The organism is Herbaspirillum sp. WGmk3 (assembly GCF_023952535.1).
Taxonomy (GTDB): domain Bacteria; phylum Pseudomonadota; class Gammaproteobacteria; order Burkholderiales; family Burkholderiaceae_D; genus Herbaspirillum; species Herbaspirillum huttiense.
Genome location: NZ_JAKYWT010000007.1, coordinates 183944 through 209105, shown reverse-complemented (window position 1 = coordinate 209105; position 25162 = coordinate 183944). Strand labels below are relative to the sequence as shown.

At 61.3% G+C, this 25162-nt stretch carries 23 protein-coding genes and 4 tRNA genes; 4 read left to right on the top strand and 23 right to left on the bottom strand.

Going from position 1 to position 25162, the window contains the following annotated elements; translation table 11 throughout:
• Nucleotides 1-276 precede the first annotated feature (276 nt).
• From rpoB to MKD49_RS23665, 23 genes are all read right to left on the bottom strand, one after another.
• On the bottom strand, nucleotides 277-4383 hold the full coding sequence (gene rpoB, locus MKD49_RS23775; RefSeq protein WP_121037795.1) for a DNA-directed RNA polymerase subunit beta: 4107 nt from the start codon (nucleotides 4381-4383) through the stop codon (nucleotides 277-279).
• 279 nt (nucleotides 4384-4662) lie between these two features.
• Nucleotides 4663-5040 (bottom strand): 50S ribosomal protein L7/L12, encoded by a 378-nt coding sequence (gene rplL, locus MKD49_RS23770; RefSeq protein WP_034333536.1) that lies wholly within the window; start codon nucleotides 5038-5040, stop codon nucleotides 4663-4665.
• Between the two features lie 96 nt (nucleotides 5041-5136).
• Nucleotides 5137-5634: a 50S ribosomal protein L10 gene (gene rplJ, locus MKD49_RS23765; RefSeq protein ID WP_006465496.1), complete on the bottom strand. Its 498-nt coding sequence runs from the start codon at nucleotides 5632-5634 to the stop codon at nucleotides 5137-5139.
• Nucleotides 5635-5969: 335 nt separating this feature from the next.
• A complete protein-coding gene (gene rplA / locus MKD49_RS23760) occupies nucleotides 5970-6665 on the bottom strand; it encodes a 50S ribosomal protein L1 (RefSeq protein WP_008334113.1) in 696 nt (231 codons plus the stop codon).
• The gene (gene rplK / locus MKD49_RS23755) at nucleotides 6665-7096 is read right to left on the bottom strand and encodes a 50S ribosomal protein L11 (RefSeq protein WP_007875265.1); all 432 of its coding nucleotides are present in this window, start codon (nucleotides 7094-7096) and stop codon (nucleotides 6665-6667) included. Before rplK ends, rplA begins: the two co-directional genes overlap by 1 nt.
• Before the next feature lie 160 nt (nucleotides 7097-7256).
• Nucleotides 7257-7847, bottom strand: coding sequence for a transcription termination/antitermination protein NusG (gene nusG, locus MKD49_RS23750; protein ID WP_034333546.1), 591 nt, complete (start codon nucleotides 7845-7847; stop codon nucleotides 7257-7259).
• Nucleotide 7848: 1 nt separating this feature from the next.
• Nucleotides 7849-8229 carry a preprotein translocase subunit SecE gene (gene secE, locus MKD49_RS23745; RefSeq protein WP_013232176.1) on the bottom strand — a complete coding sequence of 127 codons (381 nt, stop codon included), beginning with the start codon at nucleotides 8227-8229 and terminating at the stop codon, nucleotides 7849-7851.
• A 31-nt stretch (nucleotides 8230-8260) separates the two neighbouring features.
• Nucleotides 8261-8336: transfer RNA gene (locus tag MKD49_RS23740), tRNA-Trp, on the bottom strand.
• A gap of 73 nt (nucleotides 8337-8409) precedes the next feature.
• Nucleotides 8410-9600, bottom strand: coding sequence for an elongation factor Tu (gene tuf / locus MKD49_RS23735; RefSeq protein WP_008334097.1), 1191 nt, complete (start codon nucleotides 9598-9600; stop codon nucleotides 8410-8412).
• 80 nt (nucleotides 9601-9680) lie between these two features.
• Nucleotides 9681-9755: transfer RNA gene (locus tag MKD49_RS23730), tRNA-Thr, on the bottom strand.
• A gap of 46 nt (nucleotides 9756-9801) precedes the next feature.
• Nucleotides 9802-9875, bottom strand: a tRNA-Gly gene (locus MKD49_RS23725).
• Nucleotides 9876-9954: 79 nt separating this feature from the next.
• Nucleotides 9955-10040, bottom strand: a tRNA-Tyr gene (locus MKD49_RS23720).
• Between the two features lie 128 nt (nucleotides 10041-10168).
• Nucleotides 10169-11431, bottom strand: a complete 1263-nt coding sequence (locus MKD49_RS23715; RefSeq protein ID WP_209585359.1) for an AmpG family muropeptide MFS transporter — start codon at nucleotides 11429-11431, stop codon at nucleotides 10169-10171.
• 129 nt (nucleotides 11432-11560) lie between these two features.
• The gene (gene metW, locus MKD49_RS23710) at nucleotides 11561-12163 is read right to left on the bottom strand and encodes a methionine biosynthesis protein MetW (RefSeq protein WP_034337480.1); all 603 of its coding nucleotides are present in this window, start codon (nucleotides 12161-12163) and stop codon (nucleotides 11561-11563) included.
• The gene (locus MKD49_RS23705) at nucleotides 12160-13299 is read right to left on the bottom strand and encodes a homoserine O-acetyltransferase (RefSeq protein WP_209569967.1); all 1140 of its coding nucleotides are present in this window, start codon (nucleotides 13297-13299) and stop codon (nucleotides 12160-12162) included. Before MKD49_RS23705 ends, metW begins: the two co-directional genes overlap by 4 nt.
• A gap of 317 nt (nucleotides 13300-13616) precedes the next feature.
• Nucleotides 13617-15407 (bottom strand): phosphoenolpyruvate--protein phosphotransferase, encoded by a 1791-nt coding sequence (gene ptsP / locus MKD49_RS23700; RefSeq protein ID WP_252697536.1) that lies wholly within the window; start codon nucleotides 15405-15407, stop codon nucleotides 13617-13619.
• A 249-nt stretch (nucleotides 15408-15656) separates the two neighbouring features.
• A complete protein-coding gene (locus MKD49_RS23695) occupies nucleotides 15657-15926 on the bottom strand; it encodes an HPr family phosphocarrier protein (protein ID WP_034335020.1) in 270 nt (89 codons plus the stop codon).
• Between the two features lie 57 nt (nucleotides 15927-15983).
• Nucleotides 15984-16394, bottom strand: coding sequence for a PTS sugar transporter subunit IIA (locus MKD49_RS23690; protein WP_008334083.1), 411 nt, complete (start codon nucleotides 16392-16394; stop codon nucleotides 15984-15986).
• Nucleotides 16395-16459: 65 nt separating this feature from the next.
• Complete coding sequence (gene gshB, locus MKD49_RS23685) at nucleotides 16460-17428, bottom strand: glutathione synthase (protein ID WP_039790493.1); 969 nt, start codon at nucleotides 17426-17428, stop codon at nucleotides 16460-16462.
• A gap of 38 nt (nucleotides 17429-17466) precedes the next feature.
• On the bottom strand, nucleotides 17467-18765 hold the full coding sequence (gene gshA / locus MKD49_RS23680; RefSeq protein WP_034335012.1) for a glutamate--cysteine ligase: 1299 nt from the start codon (nucleotides 18763-18765) through the stop codon (nucleotides 17467-17469).
• Between the two features lie 405 nt (nucleotides 18766-19170).
• On the bottom strand, nucleotides 19171-20706 hold the full coding sequence (locus tag MKD49_RS23675) for an ammonium transporter (RefSeq protein ID WP_134134532.1): 1536 nt from the start codon (nucleotides 20704-20706) through the stop codon (nucleotides 19171-19173).
• 15 nt (nucleotides 20707-20721) lie between these two features.
• Nucleotides 20722-21060: a P-II family nitrogen regulator gene (locus MKD49_RS23670; RefSeq protein WP_006713297.1), complete on the bottom strand. Its 339-nt coding sequence runs from the start codon at nucleotides 21058-21060 to the stop codon at nucleotides 20722-20724.
• 12 nt (nucleotides 21061-21072) lie between these two features.
• Nucleotides 21073-21855 (bottom strand): TorF family putative porin, encoded by a 783-nt coding sequence (locus MKD49_RS23665; RefSeq protein ID WP_034334997.1) that lies wholly within the window; start codon nucleotides 21853-21855, stop codon nucleotides 21073-21075.
• Nucleotides 21856-22021: 166 nt separating this feature from the next.
• Here MKD49_RS23665 and MKD49_RS23660 point away from each other — a divergent pair, with 166 nt between their 5' ends.
• From MKD49_RS23660 to MKD49_RS23645, 4 genes are all read left to right on the top strand, one after another.
• The gene (locus tag MKD49_RS23660; RefSeq protein WP_134134533.1) at nucleotides 22022-22252 is read left to right on the top strand and encodes a hypothetical protein; all 231 of its coding nucleotides are present in this window, start codon (nucleotides 22022-22024) and stop codon (nucleotides 22250-22252) included.
• Nucleotides 22253-22310: 58 nt separating this feature from the next.
• Nucleotides 22311-22556 carry an accessory factor UbiK family protein gene (locus MKD49_RS23655; protein ID WP_121037228.1) on the top strand — a complete coding sequence of 82 codons (246 nt, stop codon included), beginning with the start codon at nucleotides 22311-22313 and terminating at the stop codon, nucleotides 22554-22556.
• Between the two features lie 73 nt (nucleotides 22557-22629).
• The gene (locus tag MKD49_RS23650) at nucleotides 22630-24153 is read left to right on the top strand and encodes a YifB family Mg chelatase-like AAA ATPase (protein ID WP_252697535.1); all 1524 of its coding nucleotides are present in this window, start codon (nucleotides 22630-22632) and stop codon (nucleotides 24151-24153) included.
• Nucleotides 24154-24312: 159 nt separating this feature from the next.
• A complete protein-coding gene (locus MKD49_RS23645; RefSeq protein WP_134137604.1) occupies nucleotides 24313-24942 on the top strand; it encodes a LysE family translocator in 630 nt (209 codons plus the stop codon).
• Nucleotides 24943-25162 lie beyond the last annotated feature (220 nt).

Here is a 25162-nt window from a genome sequence, read left to right as displayed (position 1 = left end):
CGTGAGAAACTAAATTTACGTGTGGCCGGTTCACCCTGCTTAACCCTGTTCGCATCGGCGGGAGAGCCAGCGAAGCCTCTGCTTCGTGGTGCCGCTCGATACCGGGACAGACCTCCCCAGCTTACTGCCGTACTTCGCTTGAATCTCTTGAATCTGTTGAATCTCTCGATTCGTTCACATCGCCCGTGGAGCGATGCGTCACTACTGAGTTCTTGAATTCTTGTTTTGCCGGAAAAACCGGCGGGGTGCGCAGCCTGCGCCACGCACCCCTTTACATCATTCGCGTTCCAGGTCGATGTCGATACCCAGCGAGCGGATTTCCTTCACCAACACGTTGAAGGATTCCGGCATGCCGGCATCGATCACGTGATCGCCCTTGACCAGGTTCTCGTACACCTTGGTACGGCCGTTCACGTCGTCGGACTTCACCGTCAGCATTTCCTGCAGGACGTAGGAGGCACCGTAAGCTTCCAGTGCCCACACTTCCATTTCGCCGAAACGCTGGCCGCCGAACTGCGCCTTGCCGCCCAGCGGCTGCTGGGTCACCAGCGAGTACGGGCCGGTGGAACGGGCGTGCATCTTGTCGTCGACCAGGTGGTGCAGCTTCAGGTAGTGCATGTAGCCAACGGTCACGGTGCGCTCGAAAGCTTCGCCGGTACGGCCGTCATACATGGTGACCTGGTTCTTGGACGGGGTCATGCCCAGCTGCTTGGCGATCGGGTCCGGATAGGCCAGATCGAGCATGCGGCGGGTTTCTTCCTCATGCGCACCGTCGAACACCGGGGTCGCGAAGGGCACGCCCTTCTTCAGGTTGGTCACCAGCTCGATGATTTCCTCATCGCTGAAGGTATCCAGTTCTTCCTTCTTGCCCGATTCGTTGTAGATGGTGGTCAGGAACTTGCGCAGTTCCGCGACCTTGGCTTGCGCCTGCACCATCTCGCCCAGACGCAGGCCCAGACCCTTGGCCGCCCAGCCCAGGTGAACTTCCAGCACCTGGCCGACGTTCATACGGGACGGAACACCCAGCGGGTTCAGCACGATGTCGGCGGGGGTACCGTCGGCCATGTGCGGCATGTCTTCGATCGGCAGGATACGCGAGACCACACCCTTGTTACCGTGACGGCCGGCCATCTTGTCGCCAGGCTGCAGGCGGCGCTTCACGGCCAGGTAGACCTTGACCATCTTCTGCACACCCGGCGGCAGTTCGTCGCCCTGGGTCAGCTTCTTGCGCTTCTCTTCGAAGGCCAGGTCGAACTGGTGACGCTTCTCGGCGATGGATTCCTTGATGGCTTCCAGCGCGTTGGCGATGTCGTCATCGGCCGGGCGGATATCGAACCAGTGGAACTTGTCCAGGTCGTCAAGGTAAGCCTTGTCCAGCTTGGTGCCCTTGACCAGCTTCTTCGGACCGCCGTTGGCGACCTTGCCGATCAGCAGACGCTCCAGACGCTGGAAGGCATCGCCTTCCACGATACGCAGCTGGTCGTTCAGGTCCAGGCGATAGCGCTTGAGTTCATCATCGATGATCTGCTGGGCGCGTTTGTCACGCTGGATGCCTTCGCGGGTGAACACTTGCACGTCGATGACGGTGCCGACCATGCCCGAGGGCACGCGCAGCGAGGTATCCTTCACATCGGAAGCCTTCTCGCCGAAGATCGCGCGCAGCAGCTTCTCTTCCGGGGTCAGCTGGGTCTCGCCCTTCGGGGTGACCTTGCCGACCAGGGTGTCGCCGGCTTCGACTTCGGCGCCGATGTAGACGATACCCGACTCATCCAGACGGGCCAGTTGGTTCTCGGCCAGGTTGGAGATGTCGCGGGTGATTTCTTCTGCACCCAGCTTGGTGTCACGTGCGACCACCGACAGTTCCTCGATGTGGATCGAGGTGTAGCGGTCATCGGCCACGACCTTTTCGGAGATCAGGATCGAGTCTTCGAAGTTGTAGCCGTTCCAGGGCATGAACGCCACCAGCATGTTCTGGCCCAGGGCCAGCTCGCCCATGTCGGTGGAGGCACCGTCGGCGATCACGTCATGCTTGGCCACGCGGTCACCGATCTTGACGATCGGGCGCTGGTTGATGTTGGTGTTCTGGTTGGAACGGGTGTACTTGATCAGGTTGTAGATGTCCACACCGACTTCGCCAGCTTGCGCTTCTTCGTCGTTGACGCGGATCACCACACGGCCTGCATCGACATAGTCCACCACGCCGCCACGCAGGGCTTGCACGGTGGTACCGGAGTCGACTGCCACGGTACGCTCGATGCCGGTGCCGACCAGCGGCTTTTCCGGACGCAGGCAAGGCACGGCCTGGCGCTGCATGTTGGCGCCCATCAGTGCACGGTTCGCGTCATCGTGTTCCAGGAACGGAATCAGCGAGGCTGCCACCGACACCACCTGGCCCGGGGCCACGTCCATGTACTGCACGCGTTCCGGCGAGACCAGGATGGTTTCGCCAGCTTCACGGGCCGACACCAGTTCGTCGGACAGCTTGCCTTCGCCGTCGATGGTCGCGTTCGCCTGGGCGATCACGTAACGACCTTCTTCGATGGCCGACAGGTAGTCGATCTGGTTGGTGACCTTGCTGCCCTCGACCTTGCGGTACGGGGTTTCCAGGAAACCGTATTCGTTCAGGCGGGCATACAGCGCCAGCGAGTTGATCAGGCCGATGTTCGGGCCTTCAGGCGTTTCGATCGGGCAGACGCGGCCGTAGTGGGTCGGGTGCACGTCGCGCACTTCGAAGCCGGCGCGTTCGCGGGTCAGACCGCCAGGGCCCAGGGCGGAAACGCGGCGCTTGTGCGTGATTTCCGACAGCGGGTTGGTCTGGTCCATGAACTGCGACAGCTGGGACGAACCGAAGAACTCACGGATGGCAGCCGAGATCGGCTTGGAGTTGATCAGGTCGTGCGGCATCAGGTTGTCCGCCTCGGCTTGGCCCAGGCGTTCCTTGACAGCGCGCTCCACGCGCACCAGGCCGGCGCGGAACTGGTTTTCGGCCAGTTCGCCCACGCAACGCACGCGACGGTTGCCCAGGTGGTCGATGTCATCGACTTCGCCACGGCCGTTACGCAGTTCGACCAGGATCTTGATGACGGCCAGGATGTCGTCATTGGACAGGGTCATCGGACCGGTCAGCTCGTCGCGGCTGACGCGACGGTTGAACTTCATGCGGCCCACGGCCGAGAGGTCGTAACGGTCTTCGCTGTAGAACAGGCCGTTGAACAGGGCTTCCACGGACTCTTCGGTCGGCGGTTCGCCAGGACGCATCATGCGGTAGATCGCCACGCGTGCAGCGGTCTGGTCAGCGGTGTCGTCGGTGCGCAGGGTCTGCGAGATGTAGCCGCCCTGGTCCAGGTCGTTGGTGTACAGGGTCTGGATGGCCGAGATGTTGGCTTCGCGCAGCTTGGCCAGCAGTTCTTCGGTCAGCTCGTCGTTGGCGCTGGCCACGACTTCACCGGTGTCCGGATCGACGATGTTCTTGGCCAGCACGCGGCCCAGCAGGTAGTCCTCAGGCACGGAGATGTGCTTGATGCCGGCGGCTTCGATGTCACGCACGTGCTTGGCGTTGATGCGCTTGTCCTTGGCGACCATCACCTTGCCCGACTTGTCGGTGATGTCGAAACGTGCGACTTCACCGCGCAGGCGCTCGGAGACGAACTCCATGTCCGCGCCTTCGGCGTGCAGGTTGAAGTTGTCGAAGACGAAGAAGTTCGCCAGGATCTGCTCGGAGGTCATCCCGATGGCCTTGAGCAGGATCGTCACCGGCATCTTGCGGCGGCGGTCGACGCGGAAGAACAGGATGTCCTTCGGGTCGAATTCGAAGTCCAGCCAGGAGCCACGGTAAGGAATGATGCGGGCCGAGAACAGCAGCTTGCCCGACGAGTGTGTCTTGCCGCGGTCGTGTTCGAAGAACACGCCCGGGGAGCGGTGCAGCTGGGACACGATCACGCGCTCGGTGCCGTTGATGACGAAGGAACCGGTGGTGGTCATCAGGGGCAGTTCGCCCATGTAGACTTCCTGTTCCTTCATTTCCTTGACGACCGGCTTGGTCGGCGATTCCTTGTCCAGGATCACCAGGCGCACCTTGGCACGCAGCGGGGACGCGAAGGTCAGGCCACGTTGTTGGCACTCTTTGACGTCAAACGGCGGAGCGCCCAGCACATACGACAGGAATTCGAGGCGCGCAAAGCCATTGTGCGACACGATGGGGAAAATCGAGGTGAAAGCCGATTGCAGGCCTTCATTCTTGCGTTCCGATGCGGCACGTTCGGGTTGCAGGAAATTCTGATACGACTCGATCTGAGTCGCGAGCAGGAACGGAACGTTGTGGACGTTTGCGCGTTTCGCGAAGGATTTGCGAATGCGCTTCTTCTCAGTAAATGAGTAGTGCATGGACACTCCGTGAGTGACAGGAAGGATAGAGAATTCAAGATTCGATCAGACCGCGCGACTTGCCGGCAAAGCAGTCCGGGCCATCGGCACTCAAATCTTCAAATGTCTACCCTAGTTTTTTGCTGAGATCGCGCTTAATATTCCCGACAACGAATACTGCGGCGCATCAACATCACCAGCAAAAATAAGAAACGACAAAGGAGCCAAAGCCGAATCCCTTTTTCAAGGGATTCTGCACTTTGACTCCGGAGTAATGACTCGCCTTGGTAGGCAAGAGAATTACTTCAGTTCGGCCTTGGCGCCAGCTTCTTCCAGCTTCTTCTTGGCAGCTTCAGCGTCAGCCTTGGCGATGCCTTCCTTGACCGGCTTCGGTGCACCGTCAACCAGATCCTTGGCTTCCTTCAGGCCCAGACCGGTGATTTCACGCACGGCCTTGATGACGCCGACCTTGTTGGCGCCGACTTCAGCCAGCACAACGGTGAACTCGGTCTGCTCTTCAGCAGCAGCAGCGGCACCAGCGCCACCGCCAGCAGCGGGAGCGGCCATTGCGGCAGCGGAAACACCAAACTTCTCTTCGAATGCCTTGACCAGGTCATTCAGTTCCATCACGGACAGCGCGCCAACGGCTTCCAGGATGTCTTCTTTGCTAATTGCCATTTGAAACTCCTAAATTTATTTCGGTAATAACATCAGATTGGTAGTGACGCGAAAGCCTCGAAACTGCAGAGCGGGGCCGCCTCAGGCGGCCGTGCCTCATGCGGCTTCGGCTTCCTTCTTGGCTGCCAGGGCAGCCAGAGCGCGCGCAAAGCCCGACACCGGAGCCTGCATCATGCCCAGGACCTGGGCCAGCAGAACTTCGCGAGACGGGATGTTTGCCAGCGAAGCCACAGCAGCCTTGTCCAGCTGCTTGCCTTCGTAGTTACCTGCCTTCACAACCAGCTTGTCGTTGGTCTTGGCAAAGTCCGACAGGACTTTGGCAGCGGCCACGGCATCTTCCGAGATCGAGTAGATCAGCGGACCGGTCAGTTGCGGGGCGAGGTCGGCAAACTTCGTGCCTTCAACAGCGCGACGAGCCAGCGTGTTTTTCAACACGCGCAGGTACACGCCTTGGGCACGCGCTTGTGCGCGCAGTTGCGTCAAGGAACCAACCTGGATGCCACGGTATTCGGCCACGACGATCGTTTGCGCAGTTGCTACCTTTGCGGAAACTTCGGCGACGACGGCCTTCTTGTCATTCAGATTGAGACTCAAGATCAACCTCCAAAAATAGTACTCGGCCACTACACAGGCCACTGCCTGCTTGCCTTGCACCGGTTCGAACACGGCGTCCGACGTTTAGGAGTTCACTGCAGCATAGGGCAAAACTGAATATGCTGCCTGAGACTACGAAACTTGCTCGGGTTCACCATCTGCGTTGGGTTCACTGGACTTGCGGCCAGCATTTTTAACTTCGTCCGGCTTGTTGCTGCCGGCTTCCGCCCAACGGTCTTTGAAGGCCTGCCGCAATCGATTGCTGATTGCGCTCAACTGCGACAGCCCAAAGAGATGCCCCGCCTCCTCTCGGAAACGGGGACTGTATTGCTTGCTTAGGCAGCCAGGGAAGCCTGGTCCACGCGAACGCCAGCGCCCATGGTGGACGACAGAGCGATCTTGCGCAGGTACACACCCTTGCTGCTGGCCGGCTTGGCCTTGTTCAGGGCATCGATCAGGGCCAGCAGGTTGGCCTTCAGATCGGCGTCGGAGAACGACTTGCGGCCGATGGTGGCGTGGATGATACCGGACTTGTCGGTACGGTATTGCACTTGACCAGCCTTGGCGTTCTTGACGGCAGTTGCCACGTCCGGGGTCACGGTGCCAACCTTCGGGTTAGGCATCAGGCCGCGGGGACCCAGGATCTGACCCAGGGTACCGACGATACGCATGGTGTCGGGCGAAGCGATGACGATGTCGAACGGCATGTCGCCGGCCTTCACGCGCTCTGCCAGATCTTCCATGCCGACCACGTCAGCGCCGGCTGCCTTGGCAGCTTCAGCCTTGTCGCCGGAAGCGAACACGGCCACGCGAACGGTCTTGCCGGTACCGGCAGGCAGCACCACCGAACCACGGACCACCTGGTCCGACTTCTTCGCGTCCACGCCCAGCTGGACGGCGACGTCGATCGATTCGTTGAACTTGGCGGTTGCAAATTCCTTGATCAGGGAAACGGCGTTGTCGAACGGATAGGCCTTGGTACGATCGACCTTTTCCTTCATTGCCTTGACGCGCTTGGATACCTTAGCCATTACAGACCCTCCACCGTGATGCCCATCGAACGTGCGGAACCAGCGATGGTACGCACGGCAGCTTCCAGATCAGCAGCGGTCAGGTCCGGCTTCTTCTGGGTTGCGATCTCTTCCGCTTGCTTGCGGGTGATCTTGCCGACCTTGTCGGTATGCGGCTTGGCGGAACCCTTCTGGATACCAGCAGCCTTCTTGATCAGGATGGTCGCCGGCGGGGTCTTCATCACGAAGGTGAAGGACTTGTCCGCGAAGGCGGTGATCACGACCGGAATCGGCAGACCGGGTTCGACACCTTGAGTCTGGGCGTTGAAGGCCTTGCAGAACTCCATGATGTTCAGACCGCGCTGACCCAGGGCCGGGCCGATCGGGGGGGACGGGTTTGCTTTACCAGCTGGCACTTGCAGCTTGATAAAACCAATAATCTTCTTTGCCATGACGGCTCCTTATTGATTGAGTTGTAGCGCCGTGTCATTCGCCTTGCGGCTCCTTACTGCGGCTCCTCGGATGACTGGATGATCGGACGATGACTTGTCCGGTACGCTCCAGCGGGCGTTGAAAACTTGACAGGGAAAGGCGGGATTCCGGAGGGCGGGATCAGACTTTTTCCAGTTGGCCGAATTCGAGTTCGACCGGGGTGGCGCGACCGAAGATGGTGACCGAGACGCGCACGCGCGATTTCTCGTAGTTCACTTCCTCGACGTTGCCGTTGAAGTCGGTGAACGGGCCTTCCTTGATACGGACCATTTCGCCAACTTCGTAGAGCACCTTCGGACGGGGCTTCTCGACGCCTTCTTGCATCTGGCGGAGCAGCGAGTCCACTTCGCGCTGCGGCAGCGGAGTCGGACGATTCGACTTGCCACCGATGAAACCGGTCACTTTGGCGGTATTCTTCACCAGGTGCCAGGTCTCGTCCGTCATTTCCATCTCGACCAGGACGTAGCCCGGGAAGAAACGACGCTCGGTCACGGACTTGTGACCATTCTTCATGTCAACGACTTCTTCAGTCGGCACCAGGATCTGGCCGAACTGTTCTTGCATGCCGGCGCGGTTGATGCGCTCGGTCAGCGCGCGCTGCACGCTCTTTTCCATGCCGGAATATGCATGCACCACGTACCAGCGCTTGTTTCCTGCGCTTGAAACGCTTTGCGCACCAATCGGTGCGCTGTCTTGCGTGCTATCGCTCATGTTATTTCCAGCCCAAAATTACGTCGTACAACAGGAACTCGAGCAACTTGTCCGTACCCCAGAGGAAGATGGCCATGATCAGCACGAAGGCGAAGACCACCGCCGTGATCTGCATGGCTTCCTTGCGGGTGGGCCAGACGACTTTCTTGGTTTCGCGCACGGATTCCTTGGCGAAACCGACGAAGCCGCGGCCTTGTGCAGACGTCCAGGCAAACGCCACAGCCACCAGCAGACCGGCGACCAGGGCGACAGCGCGCACCGGAGTCGACTGATCAGACAACACAAAAAAACCGACCACGCCTGCAACCACAGCCACGATCGCCAATGCGATCTTGATCTTGTCGTTGGAGGTGTTGACGGTTTGAACTGGCTGGCTAGACATATTTACTTTCAGTACCCTGCACCAGATTCGGTGGCAGGGGCGGAGGGCATCGAACCCCCAACCTTCGGTTTTGGAGACCGACGCTCTGCCAATTGAGCTACGCCCCTACAAAAACTCGCGATTGAGACACGAATGCCGCGATACGTTACGCACCGCGGCAAAGTGTTTTACAGCTTGATCTTAGTCGAAGATCTTGGCAACCACGCCGGCGCCGACGGTACGGCCGCCTTCACGGATAGCGAAGCGCAGACCTTCTTCCATAGCGATCGGGTTGATCAGTTGCACGGTGATCGACACGTTGTCGCCCGGCATGACCATTTCCTTGTCCTTCGGCAGTTCGATCGCACCGGTCACGTCGGTGGTACGGAAGTAGAACTGCGGACGGTAGTTGTTGAAGAACGGGGTGTGACGGCCGCCTTCATCCTTCGACAGAACATAGATCTCGCCGGTGAAGTGCTTGTGCGGCTTGATCGAACCCGGCTTGGCCAGAACCTGGCCACGCTGCACGTCTTCACGCTTGGTGCCGCGCAGCAGCACGCCAACGTTGTCGCCAGCTTGACCCTGGTCCAGCAGCTTGCGGAACATTTCCACGCCGGTGCAGGTGGTCTTCTGGGTGTCAGCGATACCGACGATTTCGATTTCTTCGCCGACCTTGATGATGCCGCGCTCAACGCGACCGGTCACCACGGTGCCACGGCCGGAGATCGAGAACACGTCTTCCACCGGCATCAGGAAGGTACCGTCAACGGCACGTTCCGGGGTCGGGATGTAGGTGTCCAGGGCTTCGGCCAGGGCCATGATGGCTTGCTCGCCCAGGGGACCAGTGTCGCCTTCCAGCGCCAGCTTGGCCGAACCCTTCACGATGGGCAGGTCGTCGCCAGGGAACTCGTACTTCGACAGCAGTTCGCGGACTTCCATTTCCACCAGTTCCAGCAGTTCAGCGTCGTCCACCATGTCAGCCTTGTTCAGGAAGACGATGATGTAAGGCACGCCAACCTGACGCGACAGCAGGATGTGTTCGCGGGTCTGGGGCATCGGGCCGTCAGCGGCCGAGCACACCAGGATCGCGCCGTCCATCTGGGCTGCGCCGGTGATCATGTTCTTCACATAGTCGGCGTGGCCTGGGCAGTCAACGTGCGCGTAGTGGCGGTTTGCGGTTTCGTATTCGACGTGCGCGGTGTTGATGGTGATGCCGCGTGCCTTTTCTTCAGGCGCTGCGTCGATCTGGTCGTAGGCCTTCGCTTCGCCGCCGAACTTCTTCGACAGAACGGTTGCGATTGCAGCGGTCAGGGTGGTCTTGCCGTGGTCAACGTGACCGATGGTGCCGACGTTCACGTGCGGCTTGGTCCGTTCAAACTTGCCTTTTGCCATCTTAGACTCCTAAATTTGATGAGAATGTCCAGGCAACACGCCCGACTGATTACTGACTTGTCAGCGATACGACGAGAAACTGGTGCCCTTGACGTGGATTGAACACGTGGCCTCTCCCTTACCAAGGGAGTGCTCTACCACTGAGCTACAAGGGCATTTTTCCGACTGCACAACAACCAAACATGCAACCGGACCAAAACTTGGAGCGGGTGAAGGGAATCGAACCCTCGTCTTAAGCTTGGAAGGCTTCAGCTCTACCATTGAGCTACACCCGCGAGGAAACAACGTTCACTTCACAACCGCCGCGTCTTTCGATCGCGTATGTACTGCAGACCGCTTTGACTCCCGGCCTAATGGTGGAGAGGGCTGGATTCGAACCAGCGTACTCGTAAGAGGGCAGATTTACAGTCTGCTGCCATTAACCACTCGGCCACCTCTCCGTGCAGGGAACTCAAAACTATAGAGGAACATCTCTGGACTGTCAACTAAATTTTCGCTTCGGGGCAAAATATTTTATCAACTGCCGGATATTGCTCAGAGGAACGACCCGCGACGTTTTTTCGAATCTTCAGGCTTTTTGTGTCTGCGACTCAACCGGCTTTTCATTCCAGGGCGCAATTCTAGGCAACATCAGCATTCCAGGCAAGGCCAGAACGAAACAAATTAGAAAAAAATTTAACCAGCCGGTGTCGGCGACGATGTAACCCACCGAAGAATTCACAAAAGTTCGAGGCACGGCCATCAAACTGGTGAACAAAGCAAACTGCGTGGCGGTGTAGCGTGGATCGGTCTCGCGCATGATGTAGGCGACGAAGGCCGTGGTCCCCAGGCCCACACCAAAGGCTTCCAGCCCGATCACCACCGCCAGCACCGGCAGGCTGGCACCGACGTGGGCCAGCCAGGCAAACCCGAGGATGGGTACCGCCTGCAGTACCCCGAACACCCACAGCCCGCGATTGATGCCCAGCCGTACCATCCAGATGCCGCCGATGATGCCGCCGGCCACGCTGGCCCACAGGCTGGTCGTCTTGGAGACCACGCCGATCTCCGTCATCGAGAAGCCGAGGTCGATGTAGAACTTGGTGGCCAGCGCCGTGGCCATGCTGTCGCCCAGCTTGTAGAGGAAGATGAAGCCCAGCACCCACAGCGCATTGCCCCAGCCGCCCCGGGCGATGAATTCGCGGAAAGGCAGCACCACGGCTTCAGTCAGGCTCTTGGGTGGCGTCCCGTAGACCTTCGGCTCCTTCACCACCAGCGAGCACAGCAGCCCCGGCAGCATGAAGGCTGCAGTGATCCAGAACACGGTCGGCCATGGCATCTGGTCGGCCAGCACCAGCGACAGCGCGCCCGGCACCATGCCGGAGAGCTTGTAGGCATTGACGTGGATGGCGCTGCCCAGGCCCAGCTCGGCTTCGGGCAGGATCTCGCGCCGATAGGCATCGATGGCAATGTCCTGGCTGGCCGAGAGGAAGGCCACCACCGAGGCCATGAAGGCAATCGCACTCACGTCAGTGAGCGGATCGAGCATGCCCATGCCGCCGATGGCGAGGAACAGCAGCAGCTGGGTGAACACCATCCAGCCGCGCCGGCGGCCCATGCGGCCGAAGTGGAAGCGGTCCATCAGCGGCGACCAGACGAACTTCCAGGTGTAGGGGAACATCACCAGCGCAAACAGCCCGAGCGTCTTGACGTTCAAGCCGGACTTGGCCAGCCAGGCCTGCAACAGGCTCAACAGGATGAACAGCGGAAGGCCGGAAGTGAATCCGAGGAAGACGCAGATCAGCATGCGCCGGTTCAGGTATTGCTGCCAGGAAGCGGCGGGTGCGGTCATGGGCGGATCAGCTCGAAAAACGCGAAACATGAAACAAAAAACGCCGGTCGCCAGCGATAGGCACTGCCGGACCGGCGTCTGCGGGGCATGGTGAAGCTTTTTGCAAAAACCTGTCGATGCGATTCCAGCTTATTTCTTGCGCAGCCGGAAGACCGCCAGGCTGCCGCGCCAGTTCGGGAAGTAGCGCACCGGCTTGCCATCCTTCAAGGCCACGCATTCCAGCACTTCCAGGCCCAGCTCGTTGGCCAGCGCCTCAAAGTCCCTGATCGTGGCGCAGCGCAGGTTCGGCGTATCGTACCACTGGTAGGGCAGGCTCCTGGACACCGGCATGCGTCCGCGCAGCAGCGCCACGCGGTGCGGCCAGTAGGCGAAGTTGGGGAAGGACACCGTCACCTCGCGCCCGACGCGGGCAATCTCGCGCAAGGTCCCCTCCACATCCTTGACCATCTGCAGCGCCGACAGGCACAGCACGGTATCGAAGGCATTGTCCTCGAACATGGCCAGACCGCCGTTCAGGTCCTGCTGGATCACCGAGACATTGCGCGCCACGCACTTGGGGATCTGCTCATCGTCGATCTCCACACCATAACCCGAGCAGCCCTTGTCGGATTGCAGATAGTCCAGCATCACGCCATCGCCGCAGCCCAGATCCAGCACCTGCGACTTCTCGCGCACCCAGTGGGCGATGAAGGCCAGGTCGGGGCGCAGCGCGCTCAATTGTTCGAAAGTCATGCGCGGCCCTCCTGCTGCAGTTCAGTCCAGATGCTTCCGTAGTACTCGCGCACCACCTTCATGTAGCGCGCATCGTCCAGCAGGAAAGCGTCATGCCCGTGCGGGGCGTCGATTTCGGCATAGCTCACGCGGCGCTTGTTGGCCACCAGCGCCTGCACCATCTCGCGGCTGCGTTCGGGCGAGAAGCGCCAGTCGGTCGTGAAGGACACCAGCAGGAACTTGGCCTTCGTGCGGGCGAAAGCGCGCGCCAGGTCGCCGCCGAATTCGCGCGCAGGATCGAAGTAGTCCAGCGCCTTGGTGATCAGCAGATAGGTGTTGGCGTCGAAGTAGGTCGAGAACTTGTCGCCCTGGTAGCGCAGATAGGATTCGATCTCGAAATCCACCCCGTAGCCGAACTGGTACTCGCCCGAACGCAGGTCACGGCCGAATTTCTCGGCCATGTCGTCGTCCGACAGATAGGTGATGTGGCCCACCATGCGCGCCACCCGCAGGCCGTTCTTGGGCACCACGCCATGCGCATAGAAATCGCCGCCGTGGTACTGCGGATCGGTCAGGATGGCCTGGCGCGCGACGTCATTGAAGGCGATGTTCTGCGCCGACAGCTTGGGCGTGGAGGCGATCACCAGACAGTGGCGCAGGCGGTCCGGATACATCATGCTCCAGGCCAGCGCCTGCATGCCGCCCAGCGAGCCACCCATGACGGCGGCGAAACAGGTGATGCCGAGGCGGTCGGCCAGGCGCGCCTGGGCGTTGACCCAGTCTTCCACCGTCACCACCGGGAAGTCTGCACCATAGGGCTGGCCGGTAGCCGGGTTCGGGTGCATCGGCCCGGTCGAGCCAAAACAGGACCCCAGGTTGTTCACGCCAATGACGAAGAAGCGGTCGGTGTCCAGCGATTTGCCGGGACCGACCATGTTGTCCCACCAGCCCACGTTGTCCGGGGCGTCGGCGTAGACGCCAGCCACGTGATGTGAAGCATTGAGCGCATGGCAGACCAGCACGGCATTGGATTTGTCGGCATTCAAGGTGCCGTAGGTTTCATAGGTCAGCGAGTAGTCCGCCAGCGCGGCACCGCTTTGCAGCGGCAGCGGCTCGGCGAAATGCATGACCTGGGGCGATACGATTCCGATCGACATGATTGTTCTGCGTAAGTGACTCGGCGCCAGCCGGCTCCGGGGAGCGGCATTGGCGGTCGCTTCGCCGGGCGGGTGGCCAGTCTCGTGCGCGGGCAACAAAAAAGCCCGGAAGCAGTGCTTGCGGGCTCGCTCATCGATGGGGCGGGGCAGTCTTGGGAGGAACAGCTGATCCAAGCTCGCTTTAGCCGCATTTAGATGGGATCAGGATCCCGGCGCCCGCAAGCTGAAGTTGGTCAAACCGTTCAAATCGGCGCAGTGGCGTAAGAATACCCAAGTCGGGCAGGCCCGTCAAACGGCCCTGCCCGGCTCCCTTGCGGTTAACGGCGGCGCGCCGCCACCTTGGCTTCAGCCACGGCCGGCTCGGCGTGCAAGGCTTGCAACTGCGCCATGGCCGCACTGATGGCGGCGGGCTCGGTGGCACGCAGGACCTTCTTGACCTGCGGTTCCAGCAGGCGCAAGTCGCTGTTGAGGATCTCGTTCTTCACCGACAAAATCTGCGAAGGATGCATGGAGAACTCCAGCAGCCCCATGCCCAAGAGCAAGCGCGTCCATTTCAGGTCACCGGCCATTTCGCCGCACACCGAGACCGGAATGCCCGCCTTGCGGCCTTGGGCAATCACGGTCGAGAGCAGGAACAGCACCGCCGGATGCAGGGGATCGTAGAGATGCGCCACCTCATGGTCCACGCGGTCAATGGCCAGGGTGTACTGGATCAGGTCGTTGGTGCCGATGGAAAGGAAGTCCAGCCGCTTGATGAACAAGGGCAGCGCCAAAGCCGCCGCCGGAATCTCGATCATGGCACCGACCGGGATCTCTTCATCGAACTTCTGCTTGCGGTCGCGCAGCTGCTGCTTGGCCTGTTCGATCATGGCCAGGGTCTGGTCGATCTCGAAGGCATGCGCCATCATCGGCACCAGCAGCTTGATCGGACCATAGGCCGACGCCCGCAGGATGGCCCGCAGCTGCGTCAGGAACATCTGCGGCTCGGACAGGCAGTAGCGGATGGCGCGCAAACCCAGCGCCGGGTTCAGGGCGGTTTCTTCATCCTCGTCCAGCGGCTTGTCGGCCCCCACGTCCAGGGTACGGATGGTGACCACCCTGCCCTTCATGGCAATGACGGCCTGCTTGTAGGATTCGAACTGCTCATCCTCGCTGGGGAATTTCTCCAGATGCCCGGCCCGTCCCATGAACAGGAATTCCGACCGGAACAGCCCGATACCCATCGCGCCCGCCTCGAAGGCGTTGGCGGCATCGTTGGGCAGCTCGATGTTGGCCAGGAGCGTGATCGGCTCGCCATCCTGAGTGATGGCCGGGGTTTTCTTGAGACGTGAAAGTTTCTTCCGCTCGCGCAGCAGCCGTTCCTGCCGCGCGCGGTACTGCGCCAATACCAGCGGGGAAGGATCGACAATGACCACACCGGCGTCGCCATCGATGATGAGCACATCGTCATGCTTCACCAGCACCGACGCATTGTGCATGCCGACCGCTGCCGGAATGGCCAGGCTGCGCGCCACGATGGCGGTGTGCGAGTTGGGACCGCCCAGGTCGGTGACGAAGCCGGCGAAGGCGCTCTCGCGGAACTGCAGCATGTCGGCCGGCGAGATGTCGTGGGCCACCACGATGATGTTGGCGGCGGCCTCGCCGGTGGGCGGCAGGTGGGTGGCGCTACCGGTCAGGATCTTGAGGATGCGCTCGCCGACCTGCTGGATGTCGGCCTTGCGCTCGCGCAGGTAAGGATCTTCGATCTCGTCGAACTGGGCCGACAATTCCTCGATCTGGGTCACCAGCGCCCATTCGGCGTTGTAGTAGCGGTGCCGGATGATGTCCTGCGGCACCTCGGCCAGCATCGGATCCGACAAAATGAGCGAATGCACATCAATGAACGCGCCCAGCTCGGGCGGCGCATCCTTGGGCAATTCCGAGCGGATGATATGAAGTTCCTGGTGCACCGCCTTGACCGCGCTGCGCAAGCGCCCGATCTCGGCCTCGACCTGGTCGGGCGCGATCAGGTAGTGTTTGACGTCCAGTGCAGCCGGCGCCATCAAGTGCGCGCGTCCGATGGCGATGCCTTGCGACACCGCGATTCCATGTAAGCTGAATGAAGCCATCGCGTATCTCCTGCCTGTTTTCTTATAGTCCGCCGTGTTGCCTGCGCGCGGTAGCTGGAGCAAGTTACCGAACAATGTACGGTTTGGCAATCAGGACCGGGCGCGACACACTGAAGACAGATGGACAGGCAGCGTATATGAACATTGTTTCAGCCCGCACAGGAAGTGCGCGGGCCTTGACATATCGCAAGAAGCATTCCAGCCGCGCCGCGGTGCTGCGGCGCAATACCGCGAGCGCGGTGAAGGGGCTTACTGGCCTTCGCCGAACTTGTCGGCGATCAGCGCTTCCAGGGCGGTGAAGCATTCCTGCTCATCGGCGCCGTTGGTTTCCAGGGTGACGATGCTGCCCTTGCCAGCGGCCAGCATCATCACGCCCATGATGGACTTGGCATTGACGCGGCGCTTGTTGAAGGTCAGCCAGACTTCGCTCTTGAACTTGCCGGCCAGTTGGGTCAGCTTGGCCGAGGCGCGTGCATGCAGGCCCAGCTTGTTGACGATTTCGAGTTCTTTTTGAATCATGTTCTGCTTTCGTTTTTATCGTATTGGCGCGGTTCGATGCCGCCGGGCAAGCAAGGTTCAGGCCGAGGCCGCCACCCGGATGCGGTTGTCGATCCGCACCGCACCATTCTGGCCCCCTGCCAGCGCCATTTCCACCACCACATCCAGCGTATCGTTACGGTAGGTCAGCGCCCGCAGCAGCATGGGCAGGCTGATGCCGGCGATCACCTGGACGTTGCCCAAGCCGCACAGGAAGCCCGTACAGTTGGAGGGCGTGCCGCCCATCACATCGGTGATAACCAGTACGCCGCTGCCATCATCGAGGCGTCCGACCGCCTCGATGGCCAGTTTTTGCACTTCCGCCGGGTTCTGGTCGGCGATCACGTCGATCGCCTCCATCCGTTCGGGGCGGCCGCGGAAAACGTGCGTGGCGGCGGCCAGGAAAGCTTGCCCCAGCGGGGCGTGCGTCAAGAGAAGAATACCAACCATGGAATTGTTGCCATCTGATGCGACGCGCTTTTCCCCGAGCAGCCCGTCATGCTCTGTCGATCCCATTATCCGACCGACCCTGTAACCTCTGCTGCCCCTGCGGCTGCCTCCAGCGCGTCCACGAACATCGCCGCCACATCAAAGCCGGTCTGCTGGGTAATTTCCTGGAAGCAGGTCGGGCTGGTGACGTTGATTTCGGTGAGATAGTCGCCGATAGCGTCCAATCCTACCAGTAACAGGCCACGTTGATACAAGATCGGCCCCAAAGCCTCGCCGATCTCGATGTCGCGAGCCGATGCCGGCTGCGCTTTGCCCAGACCGCCTGCGGCCAGGTTGCCGCGCACCTCGTTGCCCTGCGGAATGCGTGCCAGCACATTGGGCACCACCTTGCCGCCGATCAGGAGAATGCGCTTGTCGCCTGCGCTGATCTGGGGAATGAAACGCTGCGCCATGATCGTGCGTTGACCGTTGTCGGTCAGGGTTTCGATGATGGAGCCCAGATTCATGCCATCGGCCTTGACGCGGAAGATGCCCATGCCGCCCATGCCATCGAGCGGCTTCAGGATCACGTCCTGGTGCTCGTCGTGGAAGGCGCGCAGGCGCTTGGCGTCGCGCGTGACCAGGGTCGGCGCGGTGTACTGCGGGAACTGGGCAATGGCCAGTTTCTCGTTGTGGCTGCGAATGGCAGCCGGCTTGTTGAATACGCGCGCCCCCTGCTTCTCGGCCAGCTCCAGCAAGTACGTCGTGTAGATGTACTCCATGTCGAAGGGCGGATCCTTGCGCACGATCACCGCATCGAATTCGGAGAGGAAGGACGACGCCGGCTTGTCGGCACGGTACCAGTCATCGGCCTCGCCGGTCAGCGTGATCTTGAAGGCATTGGCAGTCACCAGGCCGTTTTCCAGCACCAGGTCGCCCTGTTCGAAGGCGTAGATGCTGTGTCCGCGGCGTGCGGCCTCGCGCATCATGGCGAAGGTGGAATCCTTGTACGTCTTGAACGTATCCAGAGGATCGGCGAGGAAAGCGATTTTCATGAGGCTGGGGTCCTGTTGAGCCTGGCAAAGGCGCGATATTAATAAACTTCCGGGTTGGGGTCGGTCTTTTCCATCTCCACCGAAGCGGCCAGCAGCGCCAGTCGCGCCACCACGCCATACATGTAGAAACGGTTGGGTGCGGCCGTGCCCGGCTTGGCATGCATGTCAGGCAGGGCATGCTGCTGGGCGAACGCCAGCGGCACGAAGTGCGCGCCGGGGGCGTTCAGGTTTTCGTTCACGCCACGTTCGGCGTGCACGCGGTAGAAACCGCCCACCACATAGCGGTCGATCATGTAGACCACCGGCTCGGCCACGGCCTGGTTGATGCGCTCGAAGGAGTGCACACCTTCCTGCACGATCACTTCCGAGACTTCCAGGCCTTCCTTGCCGGCCAGCATGCCGGTGCGCTGCTTGCGGTTGAGGTCCTTGATCTCGCTGGCATCCTTGACCGCCATGATGCCCATGCCATAGGTGCCGGCATTGGCCTTGATGAAGACGAAGGGCTGTTCCTTGATGCCGTATTCCTTGTACTTCTTGCGGATTTTCGACAGCAGCGAGGACACGCTGTCGGCCAGCGCGTCGGTGCCGGTGTTCTCCTGGAAATCGATGTCGCTGACCTTGGCGAAGAGCGGGTTGAGCATCCAGGGGTCGACCTCGACCATTTTGGAAAACTTCTTCACCACTTCATCGTAGGCGGCAAAGTGGTTGCTCTTGCGGCGCAGCGCCCAGCCCGCGTGCAGCGGCGGCAGGACGCTTTGTTCATGCAGCCCTTCCAGCACCGAGGGTATGCCACTGGAGAGGTCATTGTTGAGCAGCACCGTACAGGGGTCGAAGTTCTTCAGGCCCAGGCGGCGGCCGTTGGCCGAGCGCTCCAGCGGTTCCAGCGTAATGTGGGTGCCGTCGGGCAGTTCGATCTGCTGCGGCTTCGTTGCGCCTTGGGCCAGCGTACCCAGGCGCACGTTCAGCCCGGTCTGGCGGAAGATCTGCATCAGGCGGCCGATGTTCTGCAGGTAGAAGGTATTGCCGGGCTGGGTTTCGGGGATCAGCAGCAGGTTGCGTGCATCCGGGCAGTATTTCTCGATGGCCGCCATGGCCGCTTGCACCGCCAGCGGCAGCATTTCCGGCGAGAGGTTGTTGAAGCCGCCCGGGAACAGGTTGGTATCGACCGGTGCCAGCTTGAAACCGGCATTGCGCAGGTCCACCGAGCAATAGAAGGGCGGCGTGTGCTCCTGCCACTCCATGCGGAACCAGCGTTCGATGGCCGGCGTGGCACCCAGGATTTTCTTCTCCAGCTCCAGCAGGGGACCATTCAGAGCGGTGACGAGATGCGGGACCATAAAAGACCTTAACAATATGTAAATGCCGGCAGCGAGCTTCGATTTTAGCGGATTCCTGAAACCGTGTTGCGACGCAGTAGACGCCGCTGTTGCCATTTCAGCAAAGCCGGGATCCGGCCACGATCGCTGCAAAGGCGTGGCCGGGAGTGTTCACATGGCGATGATGGCGGCATTTTAAAGAGTCCGACTCAAATACTCGGGAATTATCCCCCTGCGACGCGGCAATGCATCAGGAAACCGCTTTACCTGAAGGAAATGGCAAAAAAACGACAGCTTGACTCCCTGGCAAGCTTGCATCCTCTTCATGTCGTGAAGCCTGCAAATGAAAAAAGGCACCCGAAGGTGCCTTGTAAAGAGGCCGTTTCCAGCCCCGAAGGAATACTGCAGACTCAGTACGACAGATGCTTAGTGGTAGGCCGATTCGCCGTGGCTGGAGATGTCCAGGCCTTCGCGTTCTTCTTCCTCGGTCACACGCAGGCCGATGACGACGTCGACGATCTTGTAGGCGATGAAGGAAACCACACCCGACAGGATCACGGTGGTCAGCACGCCCTGGAACTGGATCCAGACCTGGCCGCCGATGGAGTAATCCGGAGCAACGGCGTTGGCCACGTAGTCGTAGATGCCGGTGCCGCCCAGGCTGGGCGCTGCGAACACGCCGGTCAGGATGGCGCCCAGGATGCCGCCCACGCCGTGCACGCCGAAGACGTCAAGTGCATCGTCCGAACCCAGGATCTTCTTCAGGCCGCTCACGCCCCACAGGCACAGCAGGCCGGCCAGCAGGCCCATGACCACGGCACCGATGACGCCCACGAAGCCGGCCGCCGGGGTGATCGCCACCAGACCGGCGACGGCACCCGAAGCAGCACCCAGCATGGAGGGCTTGCCCTTGCCGATCCATTCGCCGAAGCTCCAGGACAGGACCGCGGCAGCAGTGGCCAGGATGGTGTTGACGAAGGCCAGGGCAGCAGTGCCGTTGGCTTCCAGACCGGAGCCGGCGTTGAAGCCGAACCAGCCGAACCACAGCAGCGAGGCACCGACCATGGTCAGGGTCAGGCTATGCGGCTTGAAGGCTTCCTTGCCGAAACCGATACGCTTGCCGATCACGTAGGAACCCACCAGGCCGGCGATGGCGGCATTGATGTGCACCACGGTGCCACCAGCGTAATCCAGCGCGCCCTTCTGGAACAGCCAGCCCGAGATGGCGGTCGCCTTTTCAGCGGCGGCGGTATCGGTGAAGGCGTCCGGACCCGGCCAGAACCAGACCATGTGGGCCATCGGCAGGTAGGAGAAGGTGAACCACAGGATCGAGAACAGGATCACGGCGGAGAACTTCACGCGCTCGGCGAAGGCACCGATGATCAGCGCCACGGTGATGGCGGCAAACGCACCCTGGAAGGCGACGAAGACCAGTTCCGGAATGACCACGCCCTTGCTGAAGGTAGCGGTGTTGGAGTCACCGGTCAGGCCGTGCAGGAACAGGCGATCAAAGCCGCCGAAGAAGGCGCTGCCCTCGGTGAACGCGATACTGTAGCCGTAGACGAACCACAGGATGTAGATCAACGAGAAGATCATGAAGCACTGCATCAGCACCGACAGCATGTTCTTGCTGCGCACCAGGCCGCCGTAGAACAGGCCCAGGCCCGGCAGGGTCATCAGGATGACGAAAGCGGTACACACCAGCATCCAGGCGGTGTCGCCCTTGTTGGGGACCGGAGCCGGAGCAGCAGCGGCTGCGGCCGGCGCTGCAGGGGCAGCGGCAGCCGGGGCAGCTGCTTCAGCCTTGGGCGCAGCCGGAGCGGCAGCGGCCGGGGCAGCGGCGGTGGCCGCTGCAGCTTCAGGCTTGGGCGCGTCCTGCGCCTGGGCCGGAGCGGTAAAACCTACCGCCAACAACAGCGCGCCAATGGCGAGCGCGCCGGAAAACATTTTCTTCATGCTCATTAGAATTCCCCTTTTTTACAGAGCGTCTTTACCGGTCTCGCCGGTACGGATACGGATCACGTCCAGCAAGTCCTGGACGAAGATCTTGCCGTCGCCGATCTTGCCGGTGCGGGCGGCGGTCTCGATGGCTTCCAGGGCGCGTTCGACGATGGCGTCGTCCACGGCGGCCTCGATCTTGGTCTTGGGCAGGAAATCCACCACATACTCGGCACCGCGATACAGCTCGGTATGGCCTTTCTGACGACCGAAGCCCTTGACTTCAGTCACGGTGATGCCTTGCACACCGATGGCCGAGAGGGCTTCACGCACCTCATCCAGCTTGAACGGTTTGATGATCGCAGTGATCAGTTTCATACGAACCTCTTGTTAGAAAGTTTTGCTGATGGAGAAGACGAAGCCGTTCTTGCCGACGTTCTTGGCGCCATCCGATGCCGGGGTGGTGGTCACGCCGTCCTTCAGGTCGGTACCGACGTAGGCCAGGCCCAGGGTGATGCCGGCTGCCTCGTCGAAGGTCTTGGACAGGCCGATCTTCCAGTCGGTGTAGCTGAAGTCGTTGGGGTTGCCGCGCACGCTCTGGTGACCGACGTGCAGACCCAGCATCACGCCGTAGTAGGTCTCGATGTTGGCACCCAGGTCGAAGTACTGGCTGTACTTGCTGTTGACGGCGCCGAACAGGTTGGTCAGCGATTGCGAATACTTGAAGTAAGCCGGACCGTAGCCGACCTGGCCATACAGTTCGAAGGTGTTGGCGTTCTTGGCACCGCTGTTGGCCAGGGTGTTGCCCGGGTAGTAGTAGTACAGGCCGCCGACGTCATAGGTGAAGCCGCCGCCGATGTCGCCGCGCTTGCCGCCGTAGATGTCCCACTCGACGTCACCCTTGGTGTCGGTACCGGTCAGGGTGCCCGCGTCCTTGATCCACTTGATGTTGGTCAGCCAGGTCCCGGCGTAGAGGCCGGTCGGGTTGTGCGTGTAGTCAGCGCCAACCTGCAGGGCCGGATCAAAGCGGGTCTGGGTCAGGCCACGATAGCGGTAGTCGCTCACCACGGCAGCGTTGAAGCTCAGTTCATTGTCCGGCTTGGCGTCTTCTGCGCGGGCCACGGTAGAAACGAAGGATGCGGCGATGGCTGTTGCAAGAATCAGTTTCTTCATGACTTTCCCTCTGGTTTATGTTTTAACAATAAAGTCGGTTTTTTTGTCTTTGCTCAGACTCATTAGCAGGAGCCGTGCCATGTCCGTTCGGCAAGGCAGACTTGTCTTTTTGCGTGAAACCAGAGATTTGCAACGATTTTTTTCGAGATCAGCTTCAAAATAGTGCATGCGCCACCCAAATGCACGCTGCTGGTGCGATATTGATGGTTTTTTATCAATCCTGCATCAAACGCGGCGAACACATTTTGGTGCGCGGGTGGCGGGCGAAGCAAAGATCACCAAGTCGGAGCATTTCCTGCAGGAAAATTCACTGCATTTCAGCGCGTTTTCTGCCCGTTTTGAAGCGCTGGCCGGCACCTGTTGGCAAAAATGCGGTCTCAGCGGGACATCCCGGTAGGAGGATGGGCGGGAAACCGCTAAACTTGCAGTACAGCTATCTGCCAAGGAGATCCGACATGGACAAGCCCCCATTTTTTGAAGACCTGCAATCCAAGATCAACAAGGCGATCGAGAACTCTCCGGCCAAGGACATCGAGAAGAACGTCAAGGCCATGCTGAGTCAGGGTTTTGCCAAGCTGGACCTGGTCACGCGCGAGGAATTCGACGTCCAGGCCCAGGTACTGGCCAAGACCCGTGCCCGCCTGGAGGCGCTGGAAGCGCGTGTTGCCGAGCTTGAGGCTCAGCAAAAACAGAATCCATGACCCTGGCCCGGACACTTTTCTCTTTCCCTCCCCCTTCCCTTCTTTCTGCTGACCAGCTGCCGGGTTCATCGCGATGAGCCTGGCAGTCTTGCGCAGCCGCGCCCTGGCCGGCATGAGCGCCCCGCCGGTGACGGTCGAGGTGCATCTGGCCAATGGCTTGCCGGCCTTCACCATCGTCGGACTCCCCGAGGCCGAGGTGAAGGAAGCCAAGGACCGCGTCCGGGCGGCGCTGCAAAACGCCCGGTTTGAATTCCCCGCCCGCCGCATTACCGTCAACCTGGCCCCCGCCGACCTGCCCAAGGACTCCGGGCGCTTCGACCTGCCCATCGCCCTGGGCATCCTGGCCGCCTCCGAACAGATGCCTGCGGATCGTCTGGACGACCACGAATATGCCGGCGAACTGTCGCTGTCGGGCCAGCTGCTGCCCATTCGCGGCGCGCTGGCCATGACCTGCGCCATGCAGCGCGAGCAGCAGCAGGATGGCCACCGGCGCAGCTTCATCCTGCCGGCCGCCAATGCCGACGAAGCCGCACTGCTGCCCGAGGCGCAAATCCTCCCGGCGACCTCCTTGCTGGAGGTCTGCACCCACTTCAGCACGCGCGATCCCGCCGCCCGGCTGCAGCGGCACCAGCCGCAGCCGGTCGGCAAGCGGGCGGCCTATCCGGATTTCAGCGATATCAAGGGGCAATTGCAGGCGCGGCGCGCCATGGAAGTGGCCGCGGCGGGCCAGCACAGCCTGCTGCTGGTTGGCCCGCCCGGTGCCGGCAAGTCGATGCTGGCGACCCGCTTTCCCGGGATCCTGCCGCCGATGACGCAGGACGAAGCGCTGGAATCCGCCGCGGTGCAATCCTTGAGCGGCAGTTTCGACATCGCACGCTGGCGGCAGCGGCCTTATCGGGCGCCGCACCACACCGCCTCCGCCGTGGCACTGGTCGGCGGTGGCAGTTCGCCCAGGCCGGGTGAAATCTCGCTGGCGCATCATGGGGTCCTGTTCCTGGATGAGATCGCCGAATATCCCCGCAGCGTGCTGGATGTGCTGCGCCAGCCGATGGAGTCCGGCCACATCGTGATCTCGCGGGCGGCGCGGCAGGCGCAATTCCCGGCACGATTCCAGTTGATCGCGGCCATGAATCCCTGTCCGTGCGGACAGTATGGCGACAGCCAGGGCCGCTGCCGCTGCACGCCGGAACTGGTCAAGCGCTACCAGGCGCGCTTGTCCGGCCCGCTGCTGGACCGCATCGACATGCAACTGCACGTCAACGCCCTGAGCCCCGCCGAACTGGCCGTCCAGCAGCCGGGCGAAACCAGCGCCGCCATCGCGGAGCGGGTGGCGCACGCCTTTGAACGCCAGCGGCAACGCCAGGGCAAACCCAACAGCCAGCTTAGTGGCAGCGAGATCGACCGGCACTGCCAGCACGATGTGGCGGCGGGCCAACTGCTGCAAGCCGCCATGCTGCGGCTGAACTGGTCGGCGCGGGCCTATCACCGGGTGCTGAAACTGGCGCGCACCATCGCCGATCTGGCGGAGTCCGATGTGATCACACAGGCGCATGTGGCCGAGGCAGTGCAATACCGGCGGATGCTGACCACGAATTGAGCGGTAGCCGAGCTGTACCAACAGACAAGGGCGTTCCCCTGTTGCGCCATGCAAGAGCACCGTCTGTATCTTCTCCCTCGGCCGGCCGGGCCTTAGCCTTGCAATTCACACGGCATTGACTGCCGCCCCCCACCTGCCGACCGAAAGAGGATCATCGCCATGCCCACTGTCTCCACCCTGCTGGCCTTCGCCGCCCTCTGCCTGGGCATGGTGCTCACCCCCGGCCCCAACATGCTTTATCTGGTCTCGCGTTCGGTCTGCCAGGGCCGCAAGGCCGGGTTGATCTCGCTGGCCGGAATCGCGCTGGGGCTGGTGTTCTACATGCTCTGTACCGCGCTGGGCATCAGCGCCCTGCTGATGACCCTGCCCCTGGCCTACGACGCGCTGCGCCTGGCGGGAGCGCTCTACCTGCTCTACCTGGCCTGGCAAGCCCTCAAGCCAGGCGGCCGATCGCCGTTTGCCCTGCGCCCCCTGCCCCCGGACAGCCCCCGCAAACTCTTCAGCATGGGTCTGCTGACCAGCCTGCTCAATCCCAAGATCGCCGTGATGTATCTGTCGCTGCTACCGCAATTCATCCAGCCCGAGCACGGCAGCGTACTGCTCCAGTCCTTCGCCCTGGGCCTGACGCAGATCGTGGTCGGCGTCAGCATGAACGCCGTGATCACCTTCTCAGCGGCTTCCATCTCGGCCCTGCTGGCTGGCCGTCCACACTGGCAACGCCTGCAGCGCTGGCTGATGGGCAGCGTGCTGGCCGGACTGGCCGTCCATATGCTGATCCAGCGCCGCTGACCCGCCCCCGCCTCACTTCCCGACGTAACGATGCGCTCACCGGGAGCGCATCGCTGCGTCGCCTTCTCCCTCGCCTGCCTGCGGCAACGGCGCCAAAGCCGATGACATTCAGTCAACGCACGCCTCGAACGGCGACGAGAACTCCCCTTTCATTCACTCGATTTCAACTTCTGCTCGCATCAGCCGGGAACAGAAATCGTCATTGCGTTGCCTAAGGTGA